Annotated in this window: 26 protein-coding genes; 15 read left to right on the top strand and 11 right to left on the bottom strand. The window is 62.9% G+C overall.

All coding sequences use genetic code 11. From position 1 onward, the window contains the following. Positions 1–21: 21 nt before the first annotated feature. From upp to CT676_RS19750, 3 genes are all read right to left on the bottom strand, one after another. Positions 22–651, bottom strand: a complete 630-nt coding sequence (gene upp, locus CT676_RS19740; RefSeq protein ID WP_014492299.1) for a uracil phosphoribosyltransferase — start codon at positions 649–651, stop codon at positions 22–24. Between the two features lie 252 nt (positions 652–903). Continuing rightward, a complete protein-coding gene (locus CT676_RS19745) occupies positions 904–2142 on the bottom strand; it encodes a URC4/urg3 family protein (protein ID WP_085399835.1) in 1239 nt (412 codons plus the stop codon). Positions 2143–2149: 7 nt separating this feature from the next. Beyond that, entirely contained in the window at positions 2150–3406 is a 1257-nt protein-coding gene (locus CT676_RS19750) for a GTP cyclohydrolase II (protein WP_028159520.1), read from the bottom strand. A 388-nt stretch (positions 3407–3794) separates the two neighbouring features. Here CT676_RS19750 and CT676_RS19755 point away from each other — a divergent pair, with 388 nt between their 5' ends. Continuing rightward, complete coding sequence (locus CT676_RS19755; protein WP_085399836.1) at positions 3795–4922, top strand: threonine synthase; 1128 nt, start codon at positions 3795–3797, stop codon at positions 4920–4922. Between the two features lie 187 nt (positions 4923–5109). On the opposite strand, the gene CT676_RS19760 is transcribed toward CT676_RS19755, so the two are convergent. Then, on the bottom strand, positions 5110–5925 hold the full coding sequence (locus tag CT676_RS19760; protein WP_085398749.1) for a DUF2927 domain-containing protein: 816 nt from the start codon (positions 5923–5925) through the stop codon (positions 5110–5112). Positions 5926–6009: 84 nt separating this feature from the next. Then, positions 6010–6588, bottom strand: coding sequence for a L,D-transpeptidase (locus CT676_RS19765; protein ID WP_063985416.1), 579 nt, complete (start codon positions 6586–6588; stop codon positions 6010–6012). A 269-nt stretch (positions 6589–6857) separates the two neighbouring features. On the opposite strand from CT676_RS19765, the gene CT676_RS19770 reads away from it, so the two are divergent. Continuing rightward, the gene (locus CT676_RS19770) at positions 6858–8405 is read left to right on the top strand and encodes an acetolactate synthase large subunit (RefSeq protein ID WP_085398748.1); all 1548 of its coding nucleotides are present in this window, start codon (positions 6858–6860) and stop codon (positions 8403–8405) included. A 38-nt stretch (positions 8406–8443) separates the two neighbouring features. Then, on the top strand, positions 8444–8962 hold the full coding sequence (locus CT676_RS19775) for a hypothetical protein (RefSeq protein ID WP_085398747.1): 519 nt from the start codon (positions 8444–8446) through the stop codon (positions 8960–8962). A gap of 88 nt (positions 8963–9050) precedes the next feature. Here the strand turns inward: CT676_RS19775 and CT676_RS19780 are convergent, their stop codons facing one another. Together CT676_RS19780 and CT676_RS19785 are read right to left on the bottom strand one after the other, a co-directional pair. Further along, positions 9051–10589 (bottom strand): heme peroxidase family protein, encoded by a 1539-nt coding sequence (locus tag CT676_RS19780; RefSeq protein ID WP_085398746.1) that lies wholly within the window; start codon positions 10587–10589, stop codon positions 9051–9053. A 336-nt stretch (positions 10590–10925) separates the two neighbouring features. Continuing rightward, positions 10926–11159 carry a DUF3551 domain-containing protein gene (locus tag CT676_RS19785; protein WP_085398745.1) on the bottom strand — a complete coding sequence of 78 codons (234 nt, stop codon included), beginning with the start codon at positions 11157–11159 and terminating at the stop codon, positions 10926–10928. 254 nt (positions 11160–11413) lie between these two features. On the opposite strand from CT676_RS19785, the gene CT676_RS19790 reads away from it, so the two are divergent. From CT676_RS19790 to CT676_RS19815, 6 genes are all read left to right on the top strand, one after another. Beyond that, positions 11414–11752 (top strand): hypothetical protein, encoded by a 339-nt coding sequence (locus CT676_RS19790; RefSeq protein WP_085398744.1) that lies wholly within the window; start codon positions 11414–11416, stop codon positions 11750–11752. 170 nt (positions 11753–11922) lie between these two features. After that, positions 11923–12408 (top strand): hypothetical protein, encoded by a 486-nt coding sequence (locus CT676_RS19795; protein ID WP_071909689.1) that lies wholly within the window; start codon positions 11923–11925, stop codon positions 12406–12408. A 92-nt stretch (positions 12409–12500) separates the two neighbouring features. Then, on the top strand, positions 12501–12983 hold the full coding sequence (greA, locus tag CT676_RS19800) for a transcription elongation factor GreA (protein WP_085398743.1): 483 nt from the start codon (positions 12501–12503) through the stop codon (positions 12981–12983). A gap of 202 nt (positions 12984–13185) precedes the next feature. Next, complete coding sequence (locus tag CT676_RS19805) at positions 13186–14772, top strand: hypothetical protein (protein ID WP_085398742.1); 1587 nt, start codon at positions 13186–13188, stop codon at positions 14770–14772. A 20-nt stretch (positions 14773–14792) separates the two neighbouring features. Then, positions 14793–15356, top strand: a complete 564-nt coding sequence (locus tag CT676_RS19810; protein ID WP_085398741.1) for a hypothetical protein — start codon at positions 14793–14795, stop codon at positions 15354–15356. Positions 15357–15537: 181 nt separating this feature from the next. Further along, a complete protein-coding gene (locus CT676_RS19815) occupies positions 15538–16215 on the top strand; it encodes a hypothetical protein (RefSeq protein ID WP_085398754.1) in 678 nt (225 codons plus the stop codon). Positions 16216–16306: 91 nt separating this feature from the next. On the opposite strand, the gene CT676_RS19820 is transcribed toward CT676_RS19815, so the two are convergent. The 3 genes from CT676_RS19820 to CT676_RS19830 all read right to left on the bottom strand — a co-directional run bounded on the left by CT676_RS19820 (position 16307) and on the right by CT676_RS19830 (position 18443). Beyond that, complete coding sequence (locus CT676_RS19820; RefSeq protein WP_028151240.1) at positions 16307–16672, bottom strand: hypothetical protein; 366 nt, start codon at positions 16670–16672, stop codon at positions 16307–16309. Next, on the bottom strand, positions 16669–17103 hold the full coding sequence (locus CT676_RS19825) for a hypothetical protein (RefSeq protein ID WP_085398740.1): 435 nt from the start codon (positions 17101–17103) through the stop codon (positions 16669–16671). The genes CT676_RS19820 and CT676_RS19825 overlap by 4 nt, the downstream gene beginning before the upstream one ends. A 62-nt stretch (positions 17104–17165) precedes the next feature. Then, positions 17166–18443: a metallophosphoesterase gene (locus tag CT676_RS19830; RefSeq protein ID WP_244623211.1), complete on the bottom strand. Its 1278-nt coding sequence runs from the start codon at positions 18441–18443 to the stop codon at positions 17166–17168. Positions 18444–18753: 310 nt separating this feature from the next. Between CT676_RS19830 and CT676_RS19835 the strand changes: the two genes are divergently transcribed. Both CT676_RS19835 and CT676_RS19840 read left to right on the top strand, forming a co-directional pair. Continuing rightward, complete coding sequence (locus CT676_RS19835) at positions 18754–20091, top strand: TAXI family TRAP transporter solute-binding subunit (RefSeq protein ID WP_135215203.1); 1338 nt, start codon at positions 18754–18756, stop codon at positions 20089–20091. Positions 20092–20124: 33 nt separating this feature from the next. Then, positions 20125–20874 (top strand): DUF4239 domain-containing protein, encoded by a 750-nt coding sequence (locus tag CT676_RS19840; RefSeq protein ID WP_085398738.1) that lies wholly within the window; start codon positions 20125–20127, stop codon positions 20872–20874. A gap of 524 nt (positions 20875–21398) precedes the next feature. On the opposite strand, the gene CT676_RS19845 is transcribed toward CT676_RS19840, so the two are convergent. Then, on the bottom strand, positions 21399–22304 hold the full coding sequence (locus tag CT676_RS19845) for a LysR family transcriptional regulator (protein ID WP_085398752.1): 906 nt from the start codon (positions 22302–22304) through the stop codon (positions 21399–21401). Positions 22305–22417: 113 nt separating this feature from the next. Here CT676_RS19845 and CT676_RS19850 point away from each other — a divergent pair, with 113 nt between their 5' ends. The 4 genes from CT676_RS19850 to CT676_RS19870 all read left to right on the top strand — a co-directional run. Then, positions 22418–23314: a sterol desaturase family protein gene (locus CT676_RS19850; RefSeq protein ID WP_038388984.1), complete on the top strand. Its 897-nt coding sequence runs from the start codon at positions 22418–22420 to the stop codon at positions 23312–23314. Positions 23315–23789: 475 nt separating this feature from the next. Beyond that, the gene (locus tag CT676_RS19860) at positions 23790–25235 is read left to right on the top strand and encodes a coniferyl aldehyde dehydrogenase (protein WP_085398736.1); all 1446 of its coding nucleotides are present in this window, start codon (positions 23790–23792) and stop codon (positions 25233–25235) included. A gap of 183 nt (positions 25236–25418) precedes the next feature. After that, positions 25419–26099 (top strand): 3-oxoacyl-ACP reductase FabG, encoded by a 681-nt coding sequence (gene fabG / locus CT676_RS19865; protein ID WP_085398751.1) that lies wholly within the window; start codon positions 25419–25421, stop codon positions 26097–26099. 274 nt (positions 26100–26373) lie between these two features. Further along, on the top strand, positions 26374–26678 hold a 305-nt coding region (locus tag CT676_RS19870; protein ID WP_135215204.1), incomplete at its 3' end, for a transposase.

Here is a 26678-nt window from a genome sequence, read left to right on the forward strand (position 1 = left end):
GTCAAAAAAAGAGCTCCGCGCCTACCGCGTCCCGTAAGCGCGGTCGCCGGCATCGCCGAGGCCCGGCAGGATAAAGCCGTTCTCGTCGAGACCTTCGTCCACTGCAGCCGTCCAGATCGGAACGTCGGGATGCAGTCCGCGCAGCCGTTCGAGCCCTTCAGGGGCCGCGATCAGGCAGGCGAGACGGATGTCCCTGGCGCCGCGCTCCTTCAGCCGGTCGATTGCGGCGACGGCCGTGTTGGCGGTCGCGACCACCGGGGTCACCACGATCGCGAGGCGCTCGCTGAGGTCGGACGGCGATTTGAAGAAATACTCGACCGCGGCAAAACTGTGCGGCTCGCGGTAGAGGCCGATATGGGCGACGCGCGCGGTCGGCACCAGATCCATCATGCCGTCGACGAAGGTCGTGCCGGCGCGCAGCATCGGCACGAATACCAGCTTCTTGCCGGCGATCTTGGCCGAATGCATCGTCGCCAGCGGCGTCTCGATGACGGTATCGGCGAGCGGCAGATCCCGCGTGATCTCGTAGCACAGCAGCATGCCGATCTCCTTGATCAGCTCGCGGAAGGACTTGGTCGAGATGGACTTGTCCCGCACCAGCGTCAGCTTGTGCTGCACCAGCGGATGATCGACGATCGTGACGCCTTCCATGAAACGCTCCTAACGAAATGCACTTGGGTGAAACGCGACGGGCCGTTGCTTCTTCCCTTCTCCCCCTGTGGGAGAAGGTGGCATAGGCGGCCCTTGGGCCGCCGTTCTTAAGAACGCCGATGCCCCGCATCGGCTACGGCGCCGGATGAGGGGTCTCTCTCCACGAACTCCAATGAGAGATGCCCTCGCGGAGACAACCCCTCACCCGGCTTCGCTTTCGCGAAGCCACCCTCTCCCACAGGGGGAGAGGGTTTAGAAAACCGTGCCGTCGCTGATCACCTTGAGCGGCGGCGCGCCGTCCGGCCGGCGCGCGAAGGCGATGGCGCGGCCGGCGGCCCAGCTGCCACCTTCGAGAATGCTCGCGAGGGGCAAGGTCTCGGGCGTGCGGCCGAGCCTGGCGCGGATGCTGCCCGCAAGCCGGTCGAGCAGCGCGACGGTGAGCGCGCGCCATTCTACGACGAGCAGGGAATCCACCGCATGCGCGCGCTCGGCATCGGCGGCGTCGCGCAGGCGCAGCACCTCGTGATCGACGAACAGGCCGCCATTGCGGTATTCGGCGAGGCCGGTGAGGCCGTCGATGTCGGTGACGTCAAAGCCGGCGCGCTGCAGCGGTTCGATCAGCGAATAGCTCAGCCATTGCGACAGCTTGTGCAGGGGTACGAGGCCTGCCGTTCCGTCGTCCGCCCCGATCGCCGGATGACGCCAGCAATCGCCGAGCGGAATCCCGGCGAGCTCGAGCCGTGACGGCCAGATCGGTCCAAGCTGGTTCAGCACTGCGGACAGGATGGCGGGCGCGGCGACCGCGCCCCCCACGGCCTGTGCCGCGATGTGATCGAACAGGCCGCCTGGCCGCGGCGTATCGTGCAGGCCGAAGATGTCCGCGCGCTCGGCAACCAGCTTGCCCAGACGTCGCAGCAGATCAGTGCGTCCGTCGAGACCGAGCAGCGGATTGGCATCGCTCGCCTGAAAGGCGGAGGTGAGGGAGGCGAGCGGTAGTTTCGCCAGCACGTCTGCATCGGCCCTGAACGGCGCACGCGCATCGCCGGAGAACAGGCCGCCTGCAAACATGTCGAGGCTTGCGATGGCAAGCCCCTCCGATCGGCCGATACTTTCGCCGGTCACAGCGTCGCGATAGCGCCACGTGGCTCCCGCACCTGCGTCGAGCAGCACGCTGACAATGGCGAGGTCGAACTCGGCGCGCGCACGTGCCGCGCGATCCGGCCACGATGCGACGTTGGCAAGCCTCGCCCAGCGATCGACGCCGCCGAGCACGAAATGCCGCCAGCGGGCATGGAAGGGAATCTCCAGCGTCGGATAGGCCTTGCGCGTGACCGCGATCACGGCCTCCGCGACGCCGTCCATGCGGTCGAGGTCGATCGTGAAGTGCCGGAGCCCGCCGGCGAGGCCGATCTCGAGCATTTTTGCGGCACGCGCGCGAACCGCTCCTGCGCTGAGCAGGGAGCGGGCCTGTTGTTCCAAAGCCTCCGCCATCGCGCGATCAGTACTTTTCCAGCGAGCGCCCGACCACGCCGTTCACGTCCTTCTCCGGCGCGATGTCGGTCGAGTAATAGCCGGCAGCCTTTTTCGCGGCGATCTCGACATAGGCGTCGGCCGGGATCAGCTCCGGCGGGATCGGCACGCGCTCGACGATGTCGATGCCCTGCGAGGTCAGCGCGTCATGCTTCATGTCGCTCATCGACAGGAAACGGTCGATGCGCTTCAGGCCGAGCCAGTGGATCGTATCCGGCATCAATTGCTGGAAGCGCGCGTCCTGGACGCCGGCGACGCATTCGGTGCGCTCGAAATAGGCGGCCGCCGCGTCGCCGTCCTCCTGGCGCTTGCGCGCATTGTAGACCAGGAATTTGGTGACCTCGCCGAGCGCGCGGCCTTCCTTGCGGTTGTAGATGACGAGCCCGAGCCCGCCCTCCTGCGCGCCGCGCGCGGATTCCTCGATGCCGTGGATGAGATAGGGGCGGCAGGTGCAGATGTCGGAGCCGAACACGTCGGAGCCGTTGCACTCGTCATGCACGCGGCAGGTGATCTTGGTGCGGTGGTCCGGAAGTTTTGTCACATCGCCGAACATGTAGACGGTGGTGCCGCCGATCGGCGGCAGGAATACCTTCATGTCCGGCCGGGTGACCAACTCGGGGAACATGCCGGCGGTCTGCTCGAACAGCGTGCGCCGCAGCTCGGTCTCGCCGGTGCCGAAGCGCGTCGCAAGGCCCGGCAGGTACCAGACCGGATCGATCGCGATTTTCACCACCGACACGCTGCCATTGGCGTGCACGACCTCGCCGTCGGCGCGCAGCCGTTTTGCGGCGAGCGCCTCGCGGATCTCCGGCAGGTCGAGCCGCGCGCGCGTCACCGCGATGCTCGGCCTGATGTCGACGCCCTCGGCGATGTCCTTGCCGAAATTCTCCGCGACGAGATGCCCCCAGGGATCGAGCGCGACGATCTTGTCGGGATCGCGCCATTGCTCGAACGGCCCGATGGTCGCGGCCGGAAAGGTGTTGGTGAGGTCGGGCCGGCGGATCGGATCGAGCGCGCCGGCGGACACCGCGAGCGCCCGGTACATGGCGTAGGAGCCGCCATGGCTGCCGATCACGTTGCGATCCCCAGCGCGCGATACCGTGCCGATGATCGGCCCCCGGGTGCGTGCGTCGGCTGCGCCCCAGTGAATCGGAAACGCGGCCTTTTTGCCCGGCTCCGGATGGGAGGTCAGGCGGATGTGATCGGTACGGTTCGCGCGGCTCATGTCCAGGCTCCCAAAAAGCCGACGGCCCGCCGCTCGGACGGGCCTGGCTCACTTGCGTTGCCGGTGCCGAACACCGGCGACGCGAGCTCAATCCAACATATTGTAGCGGCTGGCGACGACAGACAAGTTAATGGTTCCCCGCCGGGCAGGCGACCCTGGCCAAATTCCCGTCACCGACGGGCAGGTCCGGCTCGCCTGGATGCCGCTCCTTCGCCCCGGCCGAACCTTGCTATTCGATCCGCGCGATAGGTCTAAGGATTTGAACTAGTTATATTTTTTATGTTTTCAAGAGGGCGGCGCGGCGGTTGCGCCACCGCGGTGCCGTGGACTGGACCAGACCCACATAATCGGACAAATCGTATAGATCGCCTCTCGCCTGGAGACTGCCATGCCCACCGCCAGCTACATCGACCCCCGTAACGGACGGCTCTATCCGCTGGACCAGCCGCGCTGGTGCTCGGACGAGCGGACGCCGCTGCTGGTGACGCCGGGACCAGGCATATCGCGCGCGGACATCGACGGCGCCACGCGCTCGCTCTGGCGCTACCGGGCGGCGCTGCCGGTCGAGATCAAGAAGCCGATCACGCTCGGCGAAGGCTGCACGCCGCTGGTCCAGCAGGACTGGGGCGATTTGCGTCCGTTCTTCAAGCTCGAATGGTTCAACCCGACCGGCAGCTTCAAGGATAGGGGCTCTTCGGTGATGCTGTCATTCCTGCGGCAAATCGGCGTCGACGCGATCCTGGAGGACTCCTCGGGCAATGGCGGCTCGTCGATGGCGGGATTAGGTGCCGCCGGCGGCACGCGCGTGAAGATCCTGGCGCCAGCCTCGACGTCGCCGGCCAAGATCGCGCAGGTGCGCGCCTATGGCGCCGCGGTTCAACTCGTCGAGGGGCCGCGCGAGGAGTCGGAGGCCGAGGCCATCCGCCAGTCGAGCCAGACCTTTTATGCCAGCCACAATTGGCAGCCGTTCTTCCTCGAAGGCACCAAGTCGCTCGCCTATGAAATCTGGGAAGACCTCGGTTTTCGCGCGCCCGACAATATCATCGTTCCCGTTGGCGCCGGCAGCAGCCTGCTCGGTTGCGCCTTCGGTTTCCGCGAGCTGTTGAAAGCCGGGCAGATCGCGAAGCTGCCGCGCCTGTTCGCGGCGCAGCCGCTAAACTGCTCGCCGATCGATGCAAGCTTCAAGGCGGGTGTCGACACGCCGGTCGCCCGCGAGGTGAACAAGACCGTCGCCGAAGGCACCGCCATCAAGAATCCGCTGCGCCTGCGCGAGATCATCGGGAGCTTGCGCGAGAGCGGCGGCGGCACCGTTGCGCTGACCGAGGACGAGATCGTCGCCGCGTTGCGGCGTCTTGCGCGGCAGGGATTGTTTGCCGAACCGACCAGCGCCAGCGCGGCTGCTGCATTGGAAAAACTCTCCGCGGCGGGATCTATCAAGGCGAACGAGACCACGGTTGTGGTCCTCACCGGCACGGGCCTGAAGGCTGCGGCCACGGTTGCTGATCTCGTGCAGTAGAGGCGGAGGAGGCGTTCCGCTTACCCTCCCCTGGAGGGGGAGGGTCGATCGCGCGTAGCGCGAGCGGGGTGGGGTGATCTCTCCACACGGGCAGCGCTTCGGTGGAGAGACTTTCACCCCACCCCGTCTCACGTCGCTGACGCGCCGCGAGCCGACCCTCCCCCTCCAGGGGAGGGTAAGACGCGCCTCACTCCTTCAAATCATTCACGCGCTTCACCCAGGCGCGCACATCGGCGAGCACCTGGGGCAGCACCGCCCTGACCTCCTGCACGGTCATGCCGGGTTTGATGCGGGGATCGTAGAGCAGGTTGAGGATGTACTGGTCGTAGACGTCGAAATAGCCCATCGACACATTGTCGTTGAACATGGTCCACGGCACGCTCGCGGTGTCGTTGATAGGGCCGAGCGATTGCAGCAGTTCCTCATAGGCGCAATCGAGGAAGGTGAAATCGCCGTTGTCGACGGTGAGGATGACGTCGGAATGCTCGATCTCGAAATTGTCGTTCTTGCGGAAGCCGGACAGGCATTGCGGATCGAGCGAGGTGCGGATCTCGCGCGCCTTCTCCGCGCCGTAGAAGCTGGAAATCGTCCGAAACAGGTCGCGGTCGCGAACCAGCTTCACCCGCACGTTCGCGGCTTCGCTGGTGTCGATCATGGCGATGTCGAGATGCTGCACGCGCCTGCCGATGTCGGCCACGACCTTGGCGAGCTGCGTCTTGCGGTCGGCGCGCTCGCTCTCGGCGTAGACGCGCACCGGCCCGTCGAATTTCCGGATGCGGTCGACGCGGCCGGCGAGGTGGTATTCGGCGCCGAACGCCGTCTTCAGAAAGCCTTCGACGATCTCGCCGTCGGTGAAGCTCTTCTTCTCGGCGCGCTGGCGCGAGGCGATCGCGGGCAATTCGCCCGCGACGGCGATGGTAGCGGTGTCAGGGGCGAACGCGAAAGTGGCGAGCGCCAGCAGGGCGATGCGAAAGCCTGACGAAGGCGGGGCCAATGCGCTCATTACGACCCGACGCTGCCGTATTCGGCAGCGACGCACAAGACCGCATATTCACGCGCCCTGCGGGTTCCCGCAGTTCGCCGACGGCTAGTTGTTGAGCACGACCACCTTGGTGCCGACCGAGACGCGGCTGTAGAGATCGCTGACGTCCTCGTTGGTCATGCGGAAGCAGCCCGAGGACACGGCCTGGCCGATCGTCTCCGGCTCGTTGGAGCCGTGGATGCGGTAGAGCGTCGAGCCCAGATACATCGCGCGCGCGCCGAGCGGATTCTCGATGCCGCCCTTCATGTGGCGCGGCAGGTCGGGCCGGCGGGCCAGCATCTGCGACGGCGGCGTCCAGTCCGGCCATTCCTTCTTGGCGGTGATCCTGTGCACTCCGCCCCAGCGGAAGCCGTCGCGGCCGACGCCGATGCCGTAGCGCAGCGCCTGGCCGTTCTGGAGCACCAGATACAGGCGGCGCTCGCTCGTGTTCACCACGATCGTGCCGGGGGCGTAATTGCCGTTGTACATGATGGTGGTGCGGGGGATCGGGCTAGAGCCGCCGCGGAAGAAGCTCGGGCCGAAGCCCATGATCTCGCGCGAGTCGAACCCCTCGGCGAATGCGCCGCCGGCGGTGGCCGACAGCAATGCGATGGCGGCAATCGGCGCGGCAAAAAATCGGATCATTGTTTCCCCCAGTAAAAAAATCGGATTCAACTGAAGTCACAGGCCATATTTGCGGGCATTTCGCAAGCCACGGGCCCGTGAGGGAGATCATCCTTAACGTCTGGCGTTGCCAAACCGGCAACCACGCTAATTTGCCTGAAAGCATTAGCCAAACAAGCGGATCGTCGCGCGGGGCAGGCCGGCGATGCCGGCTATTGCTTTGACGGAGGCGGCGAACAATGATTGATCGAGCGGACATTTGAATATTGCCGGTTGCAGGGAGCTTTGGGATGAACGGTGCGGAAAGCCTGGTGCGGACGATGGTCAAGGGTGGGGTGGATGTCTGCTTCACCAACCCAGGCACCTCCGAGATGCATTTTGTCGCGGCGCTCGACCGCGTGCCGGGCATGCGCTGCGTGCTCGGCCTGTTCGAAGGCGTGGTGACCGGCGCCGCTGACGGCTATTTCCGCATGAAGGGCACGCCGGCTTCGACGCTGCTCCATCTCGGCCCTGGCCTGGCCAATGGCCTGGCCAATCTGCACAACGCCAAGAAGGCGAATTCCGGCATCGTCAACATCGTCGGCCAGCATGCGGTCTACCACATCGACTACAACGCGCCGCTGACCTCCGACATCGAGGGCCTGGCCCGGCCGATGTCGTCCTGGGTCCGCACCTCGCCGGACTCCAAATCGGTTGCAGCTGACGGCGCCGCGGCGATCGCCGCCGCCAAGAGCGCACCGCCACAGATCGCGACCCTGATCCTGCCCGCCGACACCGCCTGGAACGAGGCCGATGGCATCGCCGAGGTACCGGCCGAGCAGCAGCGCGCCAGCTATTCGCCGCAGGCGGTCGAGCGGGCCGCGAAGATCCTGCACGGCGATGGCGAGGGTACGCTGCTGCTGATGACCGGCAGCGCGCTGAGCGAACAGGGCCTGGCGCTGGCCGAGCGTATCGCCGGCAAGACCGGCTGCACGGTGATGGGCCCGACCTTCCGTCCCAAGATGGCGCGCGGCCGCGGCCGCTATTCGATCGACCGCATTCATTACGTGATCGAGAACGCGCTGCCGATGCTGGCGAAGTTCCGGCACATCGTGCTGATCGAGTCCGATGATCCGGTGGCGTTCTTCGCCTATCCGAACAAGCCGAGCATGCTCAAGCCCGAGGGCTGCGAGGTGCATCGCATGACCTCCTGGGGCGAGAATTCGGTCGCGGCGCTCGAAGCACTGGCCGGCGCGGTGAAGGCGAGCGCGAAGGACGTCAAGCCGCAGGCCCTGGCTGAGCTGGTGAAGCCGACCGGCGCGCTGACCTTCGCCTCGATCGCGCAGGCGATCGCATGCGCCATCCCCGAGAACGCGATCATGGTCGACGAATCCCTGACCACCGGCCGCGGCTTCTTCCCGCCGACGGCGGCGGCCGCTCCGCACGACTGGCTCCAGAACATGGGCGGCTCGATCGGCTTCTCCACGCCGCTTTCGATCGGCGCCGCGATCGCATGTCCGGACCGCAAGGTGATCACCATGGTCGGCGACGGCAGCGCGATGTACACGATCCAGTCGCTGTGGACGCAGGCCCGCGAGAACCTCAACATCGTCACCATCGTGTTCGCCAACCGCATCTACCAGATCCTGCGCGGCGAGTTCGACAATGTCGGCGCCGGCGAGCCCGGCCAGCGTGCCAACGACATGCTGCGCCTCGACCGTCCGACGCTGGACTTCGTCGCGCTGGCGAAGGGCATGGGCGTCCCCGGCCGCGCCGTCACCAATGCCGAAGAGTTCAACAAGGCTCTGGCCGAAGCCGTCGCCGAGCCCGGGCCGCGGCTGATCGAAGTCCAGATGTAGGGCACAGCACCAGGGAGCGCCGAGGGCCGGGGGGCAAGATGCAGACCGAGCTGAACAAGGTGATCGCGGCGCTCCGGGACTTCTACGCTCACGAAGGATTCTTGTTCGAGAAGGACGTCGGCGAGCGGGCGGTGACGCACCGCTTTGCCGTCTATCTGGAGCGGCAATTCTCGGGCTGGTCAGTCGATTGCAACTACGACCGCCTCGGCGAGCGCACGCTGCATCTGCCGCACGGCACGATCGTCTCCACCGACGATCATCTGGGAAAATCGATCTACCCCGATGTCGTCGTGCATCAGCGCGAGATCCCGAACAATCTGCTCGCCGTCGAGATCCGCAAGGCGAGCAATCACACCTCGCTCGAGCACGACCAGCACAAGCTGATGGCGCTGACCGACGCGCATGTGTGGTTCGCGTACTGGATCGGCGTGCTGCTGGTGCTGGACAGGCAGCATGTGACGATTTCGGAAGTCTATGTCAGCGGCCTGGTCGATCAGCCGCTGTCGCTATGGTTTGCGGCGCGGCTGGAGGAGAGCGGTCTCGGGGCCGCGCATTAGACCGTCTCCACAGCGTCATGGCCGGGCCTGTCCCGGCCATCCACGCCTTGTCACGCAGCACAAAGAACGGGTCTCATCTCATCAGGCCTCAGTGCAGCGGATCGCCCTGGCCGAGCGCATAGGCGACGAGGTCCTTCAGCGCGAAGCTGGAGCCGGTCACCGGCGTCCATTGCGGGTCGAGCGACAGCACGGAGGAATGGTCGCCGAACATCATGCCGAGGAAGACCTCGGCGACGATGCGACCGCCGACGGGGCCGAGCTGCGGCGTGTTGATTCCGGTCGCCGGCGCGCCGGTGGCCGGGATCGTCACCGCGGTCTGGAATTGCCGCGCCTCGGCAAGGATGTAGGTCCAGAGCGGGCAATTGCCGGCAAACACGCCGTTCGCGATGGTTGCGATCCCAGTTTGCGGATCGCCCGCGCCGGGTTCGTCGACGGCCTTGCCGACGATGATCTGATCATCCGTCAGCGGCGTCAGGTTCATCGCCTTGGCGACGGCCTGGCCTGAGGGCAGGCCGAGCCGCCAGCTGCGCTCGAGATTGCGCAGCGCCAGCGACGACGGATTGGATGCGACCTCCGGCGGCAGCTTGCGCAGCGGATCGACCAGCGAGGCGTCGATGCGATAGGCGAACTGCAGCCGCTTCTTGTTGTCGGGGTTGGTGTCGTCGTCCTCGACGCCGTAGGGACGCGTGTCCAGATCGATGAAGCGGCCCCAATCCATGGCGCGTCCCGGGCCCATGGCGCGGAAGCCGGTCAGCGCGTTTTTGTCGGGATTGTTGGGGTCGGGGAAGATCTGCAGCAGCATGTTGTCCGCATCGTTCAGCCGATAGCCGGGGCGGATCATGGAATGGCCGAGACGGTAGGCCGCAACCGAGAACTCGACCGGCATGAACGGGTAAGTCTTCCAGTGGTAGTGGGCGAGCTTGCTGCGGTCGTACTGGCCTGCGGTCCTCAGCTCGTCCAGCACGCTGGCGTGAACGATGCGCGGCAGGAAGTCGTTCAGCACGACGTATTGATAATGGAATCGGACGCGCTGCTGCACGTCCTCGAACGACAGGCTGTCGTTGTCGTCGACCATGCGGTTGTGAAAGCGCAGCATCAAGGCCTGGAACTGCGAGACGATGCTGTTCTCGTCGTTGCGGGGGTCGCCGATCAGGGCGCGGCCCTTGAAGCGCGGCAGGTCGCTGGCATCGGGTACGCCCGCGCCGGTCAGCTTCTCGCCGAGCCGGAACTTGATGCCGTCATACATGTAGGGCTGATCGTTCGGACCACGGCCGTAGAGATTGTCCAGATCGAGCGACGGCGTGCGGAAGTCGACGAGCCCGTCGGGATCCTGCTGCTTGGTCAGCGAGCTGACCGGATCGAAGGTGATGTCGTGGTCGATGAACTGGCCGAAATAGGTGTAGAGCGCGGGAATGCCGCTCTCCTCCGCGTCCGGCCCGTCCTTCGGACCATCGAAGTCGGCGACCATCTTGTCGGCCAGCGCCGAAAGGTTCGCGACATTGTCGGCGTCGTTCGGACCGAATTTCGCCGGCGTGAGCTTGCGGAACATGCGTCCGAAGCGGCCCTGGGAAAGCGGCGAACGCGTTGCGTTCAGACCGCGCGGAACAATGCTGTGGCGGCTGCTCATTGAAAACACCTCCCTGAAAAGTCACGACGTGCAACGAATAAAGCTAAAGTTGTTCGCAACAGAATATGCATGTCACGCTAGATCAGGCGATTGGGTGCCACAAGCGATCTGCTTCACACACTGCGCGACATCGATGTTGTTCCGGGAGGGAGCGTTACGAGCAAGCTGCGGCCGCGCTTTGCAAATTTTTCCCTGTGCGATGACGGATAACATTCTCGTCATCGGCGCGCACGAGCGGCTTCGCGCAAGTGAGTTCGCCGGACTGTCGGCGAAGCGGATCGTCTTCACGCAATAAGTGTGGCGGCGTGCGCGTCATGCGCGCACGCCGCGACGTCGTCAGTAGGCACGCTGCTGCGAGAACGCGTAGCGCGGATTGATGCCACAAGAGGCCGACGTGCCGGAGGCGGTGGCGAGGCACTGCTGATAGCTCGCGAACTGGCAGTTGCCGGGATAGCCCCACATGCGTCCCTGCAGGCAATATCGATCGTTTGCAGGATGTGCCTGGGCGGCCGGGGATGCTACGGCGACCAGGGCGGCGAACGATGCGAGAGTGAGGATGATGCGACGCATTTCAATCTCCTTCGAGAGCGGGTGGACGGGTACGTCAGCGAGCTGGGCTCGTCTGAGGCATGTCATGCCTATCTTGGTGTCGGCGGAATGCCGTGCGTTCGCGACATGGCACATCATGACGCAGCCGGCGGCCAGCAATGTGATCTACGCCACAGTTCGCGGTGGGGGTCCGGGCCTATCGTGAGCAGACTTGCGCGCGTCGATCCCGGAGAACCAGGCTTGTCTCATTCGGATCAGGTATTTTGGAGGTTCTAATGCAAAGGTCATATTTGCTGGCTGCGACAGCAGCGCTGGCGCTTTTCATGCAAATACCGCTCGCGCTGGCCCAGAATGCGCCGGCCGCCGGTGGAACCGCAGCGCCTGCCGCGACAACCACTGCGCCGGCAGCGACGACGACAACGCCGGCCGCGACCAGCGACACCTCCAGCCAGCCGGCCGACTCCAAGAAGAGCGCATCGAAGAAGCCGGCGAAGAAGAAGATGACGCGGCAGCAGGAAATCGATCATTCGGTCGACAGCGGCACCGTGCCCGCGCGCTACCGCAACTCTGTGCCCAGGCAGTACCAGCGGTACATTCCGTTCGATAAGCGGTGATGGGTCTCACGGCGGGCGACGTGATCGGACGTCGGGCCGCCGGTGCCATCGTGTGACGGCCTTGGTGTGACGCCTTGTCGTAGCGCCTTAACCAAGCGGAATCCGGCCATACATCCCCAGTGGCGGTCCGCGAGAGCGGTGCTAGAGTAGGCCGAAGCCCGGGGGGAGAAATGAGCGACGACGTGAAGGATGCTGGCCTTGTGGCCATGATCAGCAGCATCCTGGGAGGCAACAAGCGCGCAGACAGCAGTGCTCCGCCGCCGCTCACCGAGGTTCCGCCGACAGCGCCGACGAACGGGTTCGACCTGATCGAGCCGTCCACCCCCGATCCTGCACCGGCCGAACCCGACGCTGCGCCCGATGCCGTGCCGGCTGCCGCGAAGCCGGTCGAGCGGCCGGCGAAAATCACGACGACGCCTGATGGCAAGAAGTTGCTTCCTGCCGAGGCGATTGCCGATCTGGTGCTTGGCGAGCTGCGCAAGCTGGAGAATTTTCCGGCGACCGGCGCCTCCGTCACGGTCTACGGTTACAAGCACTGGAATGCGATGATCACCTTCGCGCCGTTCTCGACCACGTTCCAGAACGCGACGCGGTTCCGCCAGGCCGTACCGGACCTGGTCTTCAAGCTGCGCCGTTTCGTCGAACTTGAGATATAGTCCGGGACAATCACCGGCTGCTGTTCGGCGCGATTCCCCGTTGTGGGGCGAGGCGCGAGCGGGTGTCCGAAACAGTTCGACAGGATTCTGAATTGAGCGTCGCCTTTACCAAGGAAGAAAGCGCCGAAACTGCGTCCGAGACGCTGCTGCCGGATCGCCCGATCTCGCCGCATCCAAACCTCGTGACGGAAGCCGGCTTGCAGGCGCTGCAGGCGCAGCTTCGCGAGGCGCGCGAGGCCTATGAAGCCGCGCAAGCCATCGAGGATGTCAACGAAAAGCGCCGACAGTCGGCGGTGCCCTTGCGCGACGCTCGTTATCTGACCGAACGGCTGCGCACGGCGCAGGTCATTCCCGATCCGGCGTCGACCGATGTCGTCGCCTTCGGCAGCACCGTGACCTTCAGCCGCACCGACGGCCGCGTGCAGACCTATCGCATCGTCGGCGAGGACGAAGCGGATCCAAAGGCCGGAACGATCTCGTTCGTGGCGCCGGTCGCGAAGTCGCTGATCGGGAAGGCGGTCGGCGATGTCGTGGGTTCAGGCGCGCAAGAGATCGAGATTCTGTCGATCGCGTAGCGACGCGATCCGAGGCCAGAATGATGCGCGCGTAAGGATCGAACTCCGACGGCGCTGGCTTCGGATTGATTTCGCCAACTTCGAGGCGCCGCTGGGTCAGTTGCGCTGCCGCGATTCACTTCGCTGTTCAAAAGCCGCGAACGTCATATAGTGAGGGGGTATCAAGACCAATTCATTGCGTATCAGGCAAAGGGAGGGATCCATGCGGAAGTCCCTGTTCCTCGTCATCGTAGCCGGTTTCGGCCTATCAGGACCACAGGCTCTGGTCGCGCAAGACGATGTAGATCAGCAGCTCGGCAGCGTTCATTTCCAGACCTCTTGCAACGATGTGGCCCAGCGTCGTTTCGATCGCGGGATGCGCTATCAGCATTCCTACTGGTACGCCAACGCCAAGGAGATCTTCGAAGAAGCCATCAAGGCTGACCCGACATGCAGCATGGCCTATTGGGGCATTGCGCTCACCTACATGGACAATCCGCACAATGCGATTCCAAAGCCGAACCTCGCGCCAGGCCTCGCCGCGATCATGAAGGCCAAGGAGATCGGCGCCGCGACCGAGCGCGAACGCGACTACATCGATGCGCTGATGGTGATGTATGCCGACTACGACAAGATTCCTCACGTCCAGCGGATGCGCATGCTGCGTGACGCGCAGGCGCGCGTCGCGGCAAAATATCCAGACGACGACGAAGCCCAGATCGCCTACGCCATTACGCTCAATACCTCGGCGGATCTGAACGACAAGACCTATGCGCAGCAAATTAAAGGCGCGGCGATTCTCGAGCCGATCTCCAGGCGGCTGCCGATGCATCCGGGCGTGACGCATTATCTGATCCATCTCTACGACTACCCGGCGCTGGCGCAGAAAGGGCTCGATGCCGCCAATCGTTACGCCAAGATCGCACCGGCCGCGCCGCACGCCCAGCACATGCCCTCCCACATCTACACGCGCGTCGGCTATTGGAAGGAATCGATCGACTCCAACACCGCTTCCGTGAAAGCCGCGATGGCCGAAAAGTCGGTCGGCAACTACCTGCATGCGCAGGACTACATGGTCTATGCTTACCTGCAGCTCGGCCAGGACAAGCAGGCGCGTGCCGTCATCGACGACATGATCAAGGAGACCGACTTCAAGGCGACGGTCGCGGCGGCAGACTACGCGCTGGCGGCTTCGCCGGCGCGTTATGCGATCGACCGTGGCGATTGGGAGGGGGCCTCGCAGCTGCCGGTCAGGCCGAGCAACCTCAACTTTGCGATGGCGGTAACGCATTTCGCCCGGGCCCTCGGCGCGGCGCGCTCCGGCAAACCGGAGGCCGCCAAGGCCGACATCCAGAAGCTGGCAGAATTGCGCGACAAGCTGCAGGACGCCAAGGACAGTTATTGGTCCGGAATCGTCGACATCCAGCGTCAGGTCGCCGTCGCCTGGGTGCTTTACGCCGAGGGCAAGTATGACGAGGCGCTCAATGCGATGAGTGCCGCGGCGGATGCCGAGGACAAGACGGAAAAGCACGTGATCACGCCCGGACCGCTGGCGCCGGCACGCGAACTTTACGGCTTCATGCTGCTCGATCGCGGCATGGCCAAGGAGGCGCTTGCTGCATTCGAGGCAACCAAGGCGAAGGAGCCGAACCGCTTGCACGCGTTCGCGGGAGCGGCCAAGGCGGCCGAAGCCCTTGGTGACAGGGAAGCGGCACGACAGAACTGTCAGCAGCTCGTAACGCTGACGGCCAGTGCCGATTCGGAACGCCCCGAGGTCGCGGCGGCGAAGCAATATCTCGCCAGCAACTGACCCGGAACGAGAACGGTGAAATGATGAGAAGGGCAGCCGCCATCGCCGTCGCAGCAATCTCGCTGGGAAGCGCGCTGGCGGCATCGCTCTTGTGGCTCCATGTGCCACGGCATGCCGCCGCGAATTCCGCCACGCCGGTGTGGCAGGAGGTGACGTGGCCCTTCTCGATCGACCAATGGGGCAAGGGAAAGGCGTTCCGCTGCAGGGCTTCCGACTGCGGTGTCGAGGTGACGCTGTACCTGCGTGCCAAGATAGGTTTTTGCAATTGCACGACGGGCGTCGCCGATGACGAGGATCTCGATCGCATGGGCGATACCGTTCTCCTGGGCGAAGTCTCTCCACGCGGTTCCGGCCATCCCATCAGGATTGCGTCGATGAACGGTCGCAGCCGCGCCTACACGCTCAACTCACGTGGCGCTCCCGGCAAAACGCTGGTGTCGGTCGTCTACAACGAGCGTTGCGACATGATCGCAGCGACCGCTGTCATTGGCCACGATCGGCCGGAGACCATCGAGCCCCGCGTGATCGAGTTTCTGGGCGGCAGCACCGCGATGCACTGGGCTGAGGTCACACTAGGTCTGTGATCGACTGCGTCTTCCCGATCAGCGAGCATTTTCAATGCGGCGAATGGCCCGCGCAGCTGGGGCGAGGATTGCTATCGACAGGGGCAATCTCATTCGCCTAAACATGAGCCATGCGTTTCCGTCGTCTTGTCCCGATATCGAAGGTCTCCGCCCTGTCCGCGAAACAAAGCGCGGCGGCTGGATGAGACGGTTTTTGTCGGGGGCGTTGCCGTTCTACGCGCTGGCCGGATTGGCCATGTGCATGTACCTCGTCCTGTACAAGACGAACCTGTTCGACTTGAACGCCATCGTCCAGGATGCGACCGGTTCGGCATGGTTTCCGGTCTTCATGTTCGCTTGCGTGCTCCTGGAGTCGGTCTTTCCGTATTTCGGCTATTTTCCCGGAACCGCCCTCATCCTGATGTCCGTGGCGCTCAATCCGAAGCCTGCGGATGTCTCCGTTTTCATCGTGGCGTGGGCGGCCATCATCGTGGGCGCCGTTCTGAGTTACGGACAGGCTCGCTTTTTCAGACCGATGTTGCAACGGGTTGCCTCAAAAGCGGCACTGGGCCGATGTGAGTCCCTTCTCGACTCCTATGGTCCGTACGCGCGCGTTGCCTTGTTCGTTCATCCCAACGCTTGCGCGATGTATTTCACGGCACTCGGACTTCTCGGCCGGAACCTGACGCGAGAGCTCGCTTATCTCAGTGTGGGTGCAGCAGCCTCCGTGGGCATTCTGTTCGTCGTCGTGACCAGGCTGGTGTCGTCCGCAGGCGCCACCGATGATGGGGAATTGCAGGTGCTGCTGGCGGCAGGCCTGGTCGCCATCGGAACCCTCGTCGGTCTCTACGCGGCCTTGCGGCCGGATCGGGCTGCTTGAAGCTTGATCCGGAAGAGCGCGAAGCGGTTTTCCGACCAGAGAGCCCGCTTTGAGCTTAATCGGTCATGATCCATGTGCGGAAGCACCCAAGTCAGAGCCTAAACCAAGGCAGGGTGAGATAGACGCAAGCGATCATCGAGAGGATGGGAATTACCCACACCCATCCCGACCAGAAGTTTCGCACTGAACGTCCGGGTAACGACGCAGCAACGAGGGCGACGATCAGTGCCCCGAGCGCGGCCGTCGCGGCCCACCCGTACCAGTACATCGCTGGAGCTAGAAATCCCATCGCAGGGTCAGCAACGTCTCGCGAATGATGCGTGCCCGCCAGCACGATGCCGAGCGACGGGAAAACGGTGAAAAGAGCAAGGTCCTTTGCGAGTGCAACCACGTAGAGGAAGCCAAATGTCGTCCCGAACGCGAATGCAAAGCGGCGGAACGCAGCCGATAACGTCATGCGCCGAAACCCCTGATGTTGTTTACGACGTGGCCAGTTAGGAAGCCCCACCAGATGACAAAGGCGAGGATCGAGGTGAGCATCGTGCGCGTCTGAGCAGGCTCGTCGGCACGCGGCCGTCGCCAGCAAACCCAGTAGGCTGGTAGCAACGCAAAACCGATAGCGGCGAAGTGCTCCTTGAGGTCGAAGAAGCCCAGGGCTGGCCAATGACCGGCGCGCTCTAACTCTGGCCTGATGTCGACGCGAAAATACAGATAGATGATCCCACCGAGCAGGATGGAGATGGCATACAAGACGACGACGGCGTCGGCGAACCGGGCCGATGGCACGGAGCGAAAGCGGCCGAAAAACGAACTGGGGCGCGTTCCCACAGTCGCCCACGTCGCCAAGGTCTGGTGCGTAATCGCGCCAAGCAGTGCAACGGCGACCAAGCCGTGAATAATCAGGAGTACTGTCGCCAGAACCTCACTCCCGGCCTATTGCCCGCTTGCTGTCACGTGAAGAGTTCCTCAGTCCCGAATGGCTCCGCCGACCACGGCCGGAAGCGATTGAGGGTGAACTTAGTCTTCTGGCCGGGTTCAACGTCCACCAGCACGTAGTTGTACTCCTCTTGCGGAGGCTGGCCCTTCCAGTAAAGGTCCCGCGGATAGTCGGCGGGCACCTTGATGCTGGTTCGCCCCGGCAGGATTGGGTCTTGTTCTGCGCCCCCACCGCCCAACATCAGATACTTTACCCCATCTACATCGTAGATTTCCGTGGTGTGGACGTGCCCGTTCAACACGATCACCTCCATGTCCTTGGCATACGACGCAATCACCTTGTGCGGGTTATCGGGAGCCGGGATCGGGCCTAAGCCTGACCGCGCAAACACGGGATAGTGGAAGACGATAAACGCCTTCCGAATGCCGTTGGCCTTCGCCTCGTCCATCCACTTTTGAAGCTGGGTCATCTGCTCGGCATATTTTGGCCGATCAGCGTCCCACAGCGACGGCGAACGGTAATCGTACTTGCCACTCCAGAGATAGATGAAGCGGGTGCCCTTGAAGTCGAATTTGTAGATGAGGTTTTCCGGCGTGACGCCGAATTTTTTCAGATACGGCACAGCCGAAAGTACGCCCTCAATCTTTGGGTCGGCCCACACCTCATGATTACCCACACTCATGAAAAAGCGCCCATCCAGACCGGCCGCGCGCATCTCGTCATCCGGCGCGGGTAGCTTCTTCAACATTGTTTCGTTCACGCGCTTCCAGTATGGGCTGTCACTCACGGTCAAGCCCTGATTGCCCCACCACACAGCGTCACCGCTATTGACCACGAATTTGGCGCGACCGGATTGAACGTCCTTGACAATTTCGCGCGTCACCCATTCGCCGCCCTGAAGCCGGAACATGGTTCGATGCACTCCGGGAAGCAGTTTCACGTCTTCAACGGATGCCTCAGTGACCCAACCCTTATCTACCGTCAGGGTCATCACTTCCGTCTTGGATGCGAACGGCATGACGACCTTGACCAGGTCCTTTGTGACCGGATCGAAGATCATCTTCACATCCTTCGCTACGACGGCCTCGGCGACCTTTTCCGGCATGACCAATCCGAACATCTCGACGAAGAACTTGCTGAGGTCCGGTTGTCCCTCTTTCAACGGGAGGTACATCATCGGTCGGGTATCGCCGACCGCAGCGAATGAAAAACCGGCTGCGGGAAGCGGTGCTTGCGCGGGCGTTGTTTGTGTCTGGGCACCGGCAACGAGTGGCACGGAGAATGCGGGCACTGCTGCGAGTGCGCCTAGAACCAGGCGACGACTGGGCTCGTTAGGCCAAGAGGATTGCATGATGATCACCCCTGATCGAGGAGAGGGAATGAGCCGCCGCATAGGGCGCGCAAACAGCCCGATTTGCCGGCCGTTTCCCGTAGACCTTCAGCGGTGGGTGAGCTTGATATAGATCAACGTCCTCATCTGCCGTAGCAGCGAGCACGTAGAGCGGCGGCTGGCAGCTATTCTGGCCGCGGACGTTTGCGGGCATCGCAGGTGTGCAGAAATACAGCGGCAGGGACGTGGCGAACCCACACAGGTGGCGAGCATGATGTCGATGAAATTGCCGCTGTGGCTTCGCTTTTTCCTGCTCGTCGGCGTCGTCGCCTTTGCGGCAGGCGCGGGTCTCCTTGCCTATCGGTACTACAGCCGCCCGGTAACGCTGACTGTGGCGGTCGGTTCGGTCGACGGCGAGGCGGCCAAGGCAATGTCAGCGATGGCAGGCGAGTTCGTTTCAGCGAACGCGCCGGTCCGGCTCAAGGTCATCGACAGCGGCACCGCGCTTGAGGCCGCTGCCGCTTTCTCCGCGGGCAAGGTCGATCTCGCTGTGGTTCGCGGCGATGTTGGCGACTTGTCGCAGGCGCAAGCCGTCGTCGTCGTCAGCCATATGGTCGTACTGATCATCGCGCCGCCGGGATCGTCCATCGACAGCATTGCCAACCTGAAGGGACGCACGGTCGGCGTGGTCGGCGGAGCAGTGAACGCCAAAATTGTCGATGTGTTGACCAAGGGATACGATCTGGCGGGCGCAAAAGTTGTCTTCAAGAACCTTGCTTTGACGGATGTCCGGCAAGCCATTCAGTCAAAGCAAGTCAGCGCCCTGCTTGTCGTGATCCCGCTCGCCGAAAAATACCTCTCGCTCGTTCGCGGATTTTTTCAGCTTGACCGTAAAAAGACCCCGGTACTGATCCCAATCGAGTCCGCGGGGGCAATTGCAGAGAATGAGCGCGCTTTTGAAAGCTTCGACGTCCCGAAGGGCACACTGCGGGGATCGCCGCCGGTCCCGGAAGATGACCTGACGACTCTGAGGACCTCGCTATATCTGGTTGCGCAAAAGAAGCTTGGCACTGATCTGGTAACCGACCTCACGGAGGCGATCATGAGCGCGCGCAGGAATCTTCTGCGTGAGCAGCCGATTTTCGCGCAGATCACCGCGCCCAGCACCGACCAGGATGCCTACCTTCCGCTGCACCCTGGCGCCGCAGCCGTCTACAACAGCACCACGCAAAGCTTCATGGATGAGTACGGCAACTGGATCTATTTGACGCCGATGGTACTGGGTGGCGCTGCCACCATGCTTGCGGCGGCGTGGAAATTCCTGGGCCTCGGCAGCCGCGCAGCCGAAGGCCCGCTCGATTCTCTCTACGCCCTGGCGCGCCGGATTCGGAAAGTCGAAACAGAGGCTGAACTTTCGGATATCGAAGACGAAATCGACCGCATTCTAAAGGCGGAGCTCGCCAAATCCGCTGCTGGAGACGAGAGCGCGGTGGATGATGCCACATTGAACGTGGCAGCCCACCGGCTGGAGAGCTTGATTCACGACCGACGCACATTGATCGCCAAGGGACCCGCAGTTGCCTCCGCGGCGAAGGCGACACAGCGCTAAGTCACGACACGCCTCGCAACACAGTGGTGAATCATGAATGCAATCGCGCTATCGTGCATCACGTTTCTATGCATCTCAGGCGGTGCCCTGCTCGGTATGTTCCTTCCTGGGCATCACTTGAGCACGGATGACAAGGATGTGGTCAGGCTGGGCACGGGCCTCATCGGGACGATAGCCGCGCTTGTCCTCGGTCTGCTGATCGCCTCGGCGAAGGGCTCCTACGACACGCAGAGCACTCAAGTCACGCAGATGACGAGTAATGTTGTCCTGCTCGACAATCTGCTGGCGCAGTACGGACCGGAGGCGAATGACGAACGCAATCTGTTGCGGCGCGCCATCGTTGTTTTAGCCGATCGAATGTGGCGCGAGAAAAGTTCCGAGGTTGCCAAGGCGAACCCCTTCGAGGCCAGCGCCGTAAGCGAAGCATTCTTTGCGAAGCTTCAGGAGCTTTCGCCGCAGAACGATTCCCAGCGCTCCCTGCAAGCCAGGGCCATACAGATCGCCACCGACATTGCGCAAACCCGCCTGTTGCTGTTCGCACAGACGAACAACTCGATCCCTATGCCGTTCCTGGTGGTGCTGATTTTCTGGCTCACCATCATCTTTGGAAGCTTCGGCCTGTTTGCCAAGCCCAGCGCAACCGTTTTCGGCTCGCTGTTCGTTTTTGCACTGTCGGCCGCCGGGGCGATCTACCTGGTCCTGGAGCTGGGTCAGCCATTTGCGGGTTTGATGCAGATTTCCAGCGCGCCACTGCGCAGCGCCCTCACGCCGCTCGGTCCCTAACGTTCGCATGATCGAGGTTGCCGGCCAGAGCGAGCCCCGACTGCTATCGTGGTCGTTGCGACCTGCTGCAGCGGTTTTTCGAGTTGATCAAGATGCCCATTGTGCTGCGATGTCCGAATCTGGCCCATGTCGGTCGGCTGCCTGATTCTGCTTGCGAGGGCAAAGCGGACATTTGGGAAATTAGCGAGGTCGGCTAAGGGCCGATTGTGTTGCAAAAGTCGAAAGTTGCAGGGCTCAAGATTTTTCGCGAAAACACTAAGCAGCGAGCGATCGCTGATTCGTATGACCTCAATCGCGCTACCGAAGTCGCCTGTGAATTTTGCGTGAGGCCGTGAGGTCCCCCGCATCTTGTACGCGAAAGTCGCGCCCACGGCCCGCAGAATTTTGGTCATCGGCGAAAATCGACTTTTGCAACAATATCGGCCACAAGCAGACTCCGGCGTCTGGTCGATCACTTCGAAACAGTCGTCATATGGACAGGCCGGTAATCCGCACCGGACGATGCGTCGAGTGCGACAAGGCGCCTAGACGTTGATCTCGGCCGCTGCCCGCACAATCGCTGCTACGGTTGCCTTGGCTGCCGGCGACGAGGTTCTCCCTCGCAAACACACGATGCCCGTGCTTGACGGCGGCGACTGCCAGCCATGTACGACAAGCCGGACAAGCGCGCCGGATTCCAGCTCCCCCCGTACCGCCGCGTTCGTCGCACCCAGAACAGTATCCGTGGTGAGCGCGACCGTCTTGAGCAGGCCGTAGTTGTCGCACTCGAGCGCAATGGCGGCCTCCTGGCCCGCAGGCAGGCCCAGCAGGGCGGCGAGCTCCACCTTTGAGGGGCTCAGCAACTTCGGTGCGGCGAGACCGTACGCCCAGACGTCCTGCAGCATGTGCTCGCGCCCGGCCAGCGGATGTCCTGCCCGCACATACAGGCCGGCCTGCTGCCCCCCGATCAACTGGATGTCCAGCGCGGCATCCCCAGGCATGTCACGGACATCGGCGGCAAAGAACTCGATGCTTTCGGTACGCAAGCTCTCCAGCAACTGCGCCCAGTTGCCGACCTCCATGCGCAGCGCCACCTGCGGGTGCTGGCGGCGCAACGCCACAAGCGCGCGTGGCATCAGGGTGGCCGTTAGCAGCGGCCCGACGCCGAAGGCCGTGTCGCCGAGCTGGCTGTCGCGGTAAAGATCCACGTCGCGCTGCAGGCAACGCGCCTCGAACAGCAGCTTGCGCGCCCGCTCAATGACGAATTCCCCGGCACGGGTGGGGCGGACATCACCAACGTCGCGGTCGAACAGGCGGATACCCAGGTCGTTCTCGATGGCCTGGATGCTGCGGCTGAAGGCCGGCTGGCTCAGGTGGGCGGCTGCGGCGGCGCGGGCGAAGTGCAGAGTGTCGGCAAGGGCGACAACGTGATTCAGGCGGCGCAGATTCACGGCATTGCTCTCCATGCATCAAGACGATGAATATTATGCATTGGACGCAATATGGCGACACCCCTTAGACCGTTCCACAATTCAAAACATGAGAGCGGCAGGAGACGTCCCATATGAGCTCGCAATTGCAGTACCTCTTAATTGGCGCCTGCATCCTAGGCTTTGCCGCCATGGAGTTCGTCACCCGGCGGTATCAAGCCACCGTGCGCGGCAACGCGACAGCCAACGACGCCTGGCTTGAAGTGCTGATGTTCGTCAGCCTGATCGCCATCACCCAGCCTATCGCACTGCTGGGCAGCAACGCGTTGTGCAGCTGGCTCATGCCGACGCAGCACGACGCCTGGGCCAACCTGCCATGGTGGGCGATGGCCGGACTGCTGCTCATCGGCGATGACCTCACGCAGTACCTCTGGCACCGCGCCTCGCACACGCCGTTGCTGTGGCCGCTGCACCGCGCGCATCACAGCGCGGCCTACATGAGCGTGCGCATTACCTACCGCAACAACTTCTTTTACTACCTGATGATGCCGGGCCTGTGGATCGGCGGCGTGGCGGTGTACCTGGGTTTCGGCCCAGTCTATGCGGCGTACCTGGTGATCAAGTTGGCGGTCATCCTGGGCGCGCACTGCGCTTGGGCGTGGGATGCGCCGCTGTACCGCATCCGCGCGCTGCATCCGCTGATGTGGGTGCTGGAGCGCACCATCTCCACGCCGGCCACGCACCAGGCGCACCATGCGCTCACCAACGAAGATGGCATTGGCCACTACAAGGGCAACTTCGGCAACCTGCTGTTCTTCTGGGACGTGCTGTTCGGCACGGCGCATATCACACGCAAATATCCCGCCAAGGTCGGCCTGCAGGACGACATCCTGTTTGGCCCGGAGCGCTGGACGACGCAGATGTTCTACCCGCTCGTCCACTCAAAGCGCGAACATTCGGCGCTCCGCCCCGGCGGCCGTGGCTTCACCGAAGCAGACCTGCAGACCGAAGCTAAGCAGAAGGCCACCTGAACGCGGGTAGCGTCGAGGCGCCGCAGCAAGCGTTCGCGATGCCTCGGAAGGAGCTGGAATGGGTAACCATCTGGTCCGCGAGCGGCCTCTTGGCCACACCGAGATGAGCCGAGCGGAAACCATCGTGCTTGCGGCTGGAGCACCGCGCTTGTGGCGGTCTTCATCCGACTCATTGGTATTGGTTAGGAGAAGGCGATGATCGTCTGTTCTTGCAATGTGTTCAGCGACCACCAGGTGCGCTCAGTGGTCATAAAAGAAGCGCGACGGCCCCGCATGAGCGAGGTGTATGCCTGCCTCGGATGCTGCGCCCAGTGCGGCTGCTGCGCTCGCGCCATCAAGCGGATCATGGATGAGAGGCCGGGCTCCGTCCATGCGAGCGCAAGCATGCACTGACTTGGAGTTGACACGGTCACGGTCAGCGCGTGCCCTGGTTATCCACCTGGAGGACACGCGAAACCCAGAGAAAGCGAACATCATGAACGTGCCTGTCAATTTCCGTTCCGTCGACATTCCCGCCGAACTGCAGTCCTGCTTCGCCGCGCAGCGGGCGGCCTATTTGGCGGCGCCCGAGCCATCCTACGATCAGCGCATTGCTGACCTGAAGGCCCTCGGGCAACTCCTGAAGGACAACAAGGACGAGCTGGTCGCAGCGATCAACGCCGACTACGGCAACCGGTCTGAATTCGAGACCCTGTTCGCCGAATATTTCGTTGTCCTGGAAACAATCGCCGACGCCAGAAAGAACCTGAAAAAGTGGATGAAACCGCAGCGCAGGCACGTCGACTTCATGACCTACCCGCTCGCGCGCAACCGCGTCATCCCACAGCCGCTCGGCGTCGTCGGGGTCATCGTTCCCTGGAATTTCCCGCTTAACCTCAGCTTCTGCCCGCTCGCCGCAATTCTGGCCGCCGGCAATCGTGCGATGGTCAAGATGTCGGAAAATTCAAGAGCGCTCGCCGAGGTCCTGATCCGTGTCTCGCCAAAGTATTTCCCGCTCGAGAAGCTTGCCTTTTTCGAGGATGGCGGCGGACGAGGACCCGCATTCTCGTCATTGCCCTTCGACCATCTGCTGTTCACGGGATCCGGCGCGACTGGTCGCGCAGTCATGGCAAACGCGGCCCGCAACCTCACCCCTGTCACGCTTGAATTGGGCGGCAAGGCACCTGCAATTGTTGGGCCTGACTTCCCGGTCAAGACAGCGGCAGAGCGCATTCTCTGGGTGAAGATGTTCAATGCCGGTCAGATCTGTACGAATGTCGACTACATGTTTCTGCCCAAAGGGAGTGAGGACGAGTTCGTCCATCATTGCCGCAAGCTGTTTGCCGAGCGCTTCCCGGACATCAACGGTCAAGACTACACGTCGATCATCGATGAACCGTCGTTCACGCGGCTGCAGGCGACCCTGGAGGATGCCCGTACAAAGGGTGCAGTCCTGGTCAATCTTGCGGAACGGCAGATTCCGGACACGAAGCAGCGCAAATTTCCACCGCATCTCGTGCTAAATCCGACGGACGACATGATTGTCATGCAGCGCGAGATCTTTGGCCCGATCCTGCCGATCAAGACCTATACAGATCGGCAGGAGGTCGCCGACTATATCAATAGTCACGACCGACCGTTGGCAATCTATCCATTCACCTCCGATGCCGAGCTGCGCGACTTCTACATCTCGCGGGTGATGTCGGGTGGCGTATCGGTCAATGAAGCTCTCCTGCACGTCGGCCAGCACGACCTGCCATTCGGTGGGATCGGTGCGAGCGGTATGGGCCATTACCACGCGCGCGAGGGGTTCAACACCTTTTCAAAATTGCGCCCGGTCTTCTATCAAGGTCCTCTCTCGCCGATCCAAATGCTATTTCAGCCGCCCTACGCCGGCCGCCCAATGAGCATCCTGCGGACGATGATCAAGTGGAAGACGTGATGCGTGACTGTGGCAGATCGGCGCCAATGATATGCGCCGCAAGCCTGGGCGGATGCCGGGCGTCGTCGGCATTTTATCCCGGTATCGTCGCGGTCGATCTCAGCCAGGGCGGCGCACATTTTGAAGCTCTGCTGACCATAGTGATTGCGGCGTCGATTCATTCTCATTCGCACGGAGACCGCCATGAAGGGTAACGTCTTTATCATCACCGGCGCGCTGGGCGCGCTTGGCAAGGTGGTCACCGAGGAAGCCCTTTCGCGCGGCGCGCGAGTCGCCGGTATCGATCATGCTGAGTCGCAGTTCGCCGCAACAGCCCAGCGGATCGAATTCGGCCGCATCGACCTGACCGATGCGGCACAGGCGAAAGAGGCGATCGATGCCGCCGCCGCGCATTTTGGCGCGATCGACGCGCTAATCAATATTGCTGGCGGATTTGCCTTCGAGACCATTGCCGACGGCGATCCCAAGGTTTGGCAGCGCATGCATGCTCTCAATGTCGAGACCGCGCTGAATGCTTCGCGCGCAGCGATCCCGCATCTTCTCAACTCGCGGGCGGCCCGCATCGTCAATATCGGTGCGACGGGCGCACTGCAGGCCGGCCCCGGCATGGGTCCTTATGCGGCGTCGAAGGCCGGCGTGCATAAGCTGACGGAGTCACTAGCTGCCGAGTTGAAAGGCAAGATCACCGTCAATGCGGTGCTGCCCTCGATCATCGATACCGCGGCAAACCGCGCCAGCATGCCGAAGGCCGATTCTTCCAAATGGGTCGCGCCAAAGGAACTCGCCGATGTCATCCTCTTCCTGGCGAGTGACGCCGCCAGCGCCGTTACCGGCGCGCTGCTGCCGGTCAACGGACGGGTCTGAAGCGCGGTTGCGCCGCTACCAGCTTCCGAAGCACAGTTCAGCTACCGGATGCCCCTGCGCCGATATCGATGTACGTCCCAGTCGCCTGTCCCGCAAAGACCACCGAAAGATGATAGTCCTCGAGGTTCTGTGAATAGGATAGCTCCAACCCAGCTTATTGCGATGACCGAGGTCGGCATGTCCGCTTTGGGTCGATTTTGTTGCAAAAGTCAGTTGAGACGAGCCGGCAAGCGTGATTCCGTTGTGTTGACGCGAATCGCGACGAGGTCGATCCATGATGGGCCGTCTGAAGAGTGACCAAGGTCAACTGTTCTACGAGTTTCATCTCAGCGACGCGGTTCCCGAAGATCATCTGGTGCGGAAGATTGACACTGCTCTCGATCTGTCTTGGCTTCGCAGCGAACTAGCTCCTCATTATTCGTCCATGGGTCGCCCGTCGATCGATCCGGAGCTGATGATCCGGATGCTGATCGTGGGGTATGTCTTCGCGATCCGCTCGGAGCGGCTGCTCTGCCGTGAAGTGCAGGTGAACCTCGCCTATCGGTGGTTCTGCAAGCTCGGGATCGAGGATGCTATCCC

This window comes from Bradyrhizobium sp. MOS001, assembly GCF_004634465.1.
Lineage (GTDB): Bacteria > Pseudomonadota > Alphaproteobacteria > Rhizobiales > Xanthobacteraceae > Bradyrhizobium > Bradyrhizobium barranii.

What these genes read in the sequence shown, in the direction of transcription:
- CT676_RS19820 (WP_028151240.1), bottom strand. Translation starts at nt 16,672, where the DNA reads ATGACGTTATCGGCTGCGTTCCGCCGCTTTGCATTCGCGTTCGGGACG.
- upp (WP_014492299.1), bottom strand. Translation starts at nt 651, where the DNA reads ATGGAAGGCGTCACGATCGTCGATCATCCGCTGGTGCAGCACAAGCTG.
- fabG (WP_085398751.1), top strand. Translation starts at nt 25,419, where the DNA reads ATGAAGGGTAACGTCTTTATCATCACCGGCGCGCTGGGCGCGCTTGGC.
- CT676_RS19745 (WP_085399835.1), bottom strand. Translation starts at nt 2,142, where the DNA reads ATGGCGGAGGCTTTGGAACAACAGGCCCGCTCCCTGCTCAGCGCAGGA.
- CT676_RS19765 (WP_063985416.1), bottom strand. Translation starts at nt 6,588, where the DNA reads ATGATCCGATTTTTTGCCGCGCCGATTGCCGCCATCGCATTGCTGTCG.
- CT676_RS19780 (WP_085398746.1), bottom strand. Translation starts at nt 10,589, where the DNA reads ATGAGCAGCCGCCACAGCATTGTTCCGCGCGGTCTGAACGCAACGCGT.
- CT676_RS19775 (WP_085398747.1), top strand. Translation starts at nt 8,444, where the DNA reads ATGCAGACCGAGCTGAACAAGGTGATCGCGGCGCTCCGGGACTTCTAC.
- CT676_RS19850 (WP_038388984.1), top strand. Translation starts at nt 22,418, where the DNA reads ATGAGCTCGCAATTGCAGTACCTCTTAATTGGCGCCTGCATCCTAGGC.
- CT676_RS19815 (WP_085398754.1), top strand. Translation starts at nt 15,538, where the DNA reads ATGAGACGGTTTTTGTCGGGGGCGTTGCCGTTCTACGCGCTGGCCGGA.
- CT676_RS19770 (WP_085398748.1), top strand. Translation starts at nt 6,858, where the DNA reads ATGAACGGTGCGGAAAGCCTGGTGCGGACGATGGTCAAGGGTGGGGTG.
- CT676_RS19785 (WP_085398745.1), bottom strand. Translation starts at nt 11,159, where the DNA reads ATGCGTCGCATCATCCTCACTCTCGCATCGTTCGCCGCCCTGGTCGCC.
- CT676_RS19835 (WP_135215203.1), top strand. Translation starts at nt 18,754, where the DNA reads ATGATGTCGATGAAATTGCCGCTGTGGCTTCGCTTTTTCCTGCTCGTC.
- CT676_RS19810 (WP_085398741.1), top strand. Translation starts at nt 14,793, where the DNA reads ATGATGAGAAGGGCAGCCGCCATCGCCGTCGCAGCAATCTCGCTGGGA.
- CT676_RS19840 (WP_085398738.1), top strand. Translation starts at nt 20,125, where the DNA reads ATGAATGCAATCGCGCTATCGTGCATCACGTTTCTATGCATCTCAGGC.
- CT676_RS19755 (WP_085399836.1), top strand. Translation starts at nt 3,795, where the DNA reads ATGCCCACCGCCAGCTACATCGACCCCCGTAACGGACGGCTCTATCCG.
- CT676_RS19805 (WP_085398742.1), top strand. Translation starts at nt 13,186, where the DNA reads ATGCGGAAGTCCCTGTTCCTCGTCATCGTAGCCGGTTTCGGCCTATCA.
- CT676_RS19860 (WP_085398736.1), top strand. Translation starts at nt 23,790, where the DNA reads ATGAACGTGCCTGTCAATTTCCGTTCCGTCGACATTCCCGCCGAACTG.
- CT676_RS19795 (WP_071909689.1), top strand. Translation starts at nt 11,923, where the DNA reads ATGAGCGACGACGTGAAGGATGCTGGCCTTGTGGCCATGATCAGCAGC.
- CT676_RS19760 (WP_085398749.1), bottom strand. Translation starts at nt 5,925, where the DNA reads ATGAGCGCATTGGCCCCGCCTTCGTCAGGCTTTCGCATCGCCCTGCTG.
- CT676_RS19790 (WP_085398744.1), top strand. Translation starts at nt 11,414, where the DNA reads ATGCAAAGGTCATATTTGCTGGCTGCGACAGCAGCGCTGGCGCTTTTC.
- CT676_RS19750 (WP_028159520.1), bottom strand. Translation starts at nt 3,406, where the DNA reads ATGAGCCGCGCGAACCGTACCGATCACATCCGCCTGACCTCCCATCCG.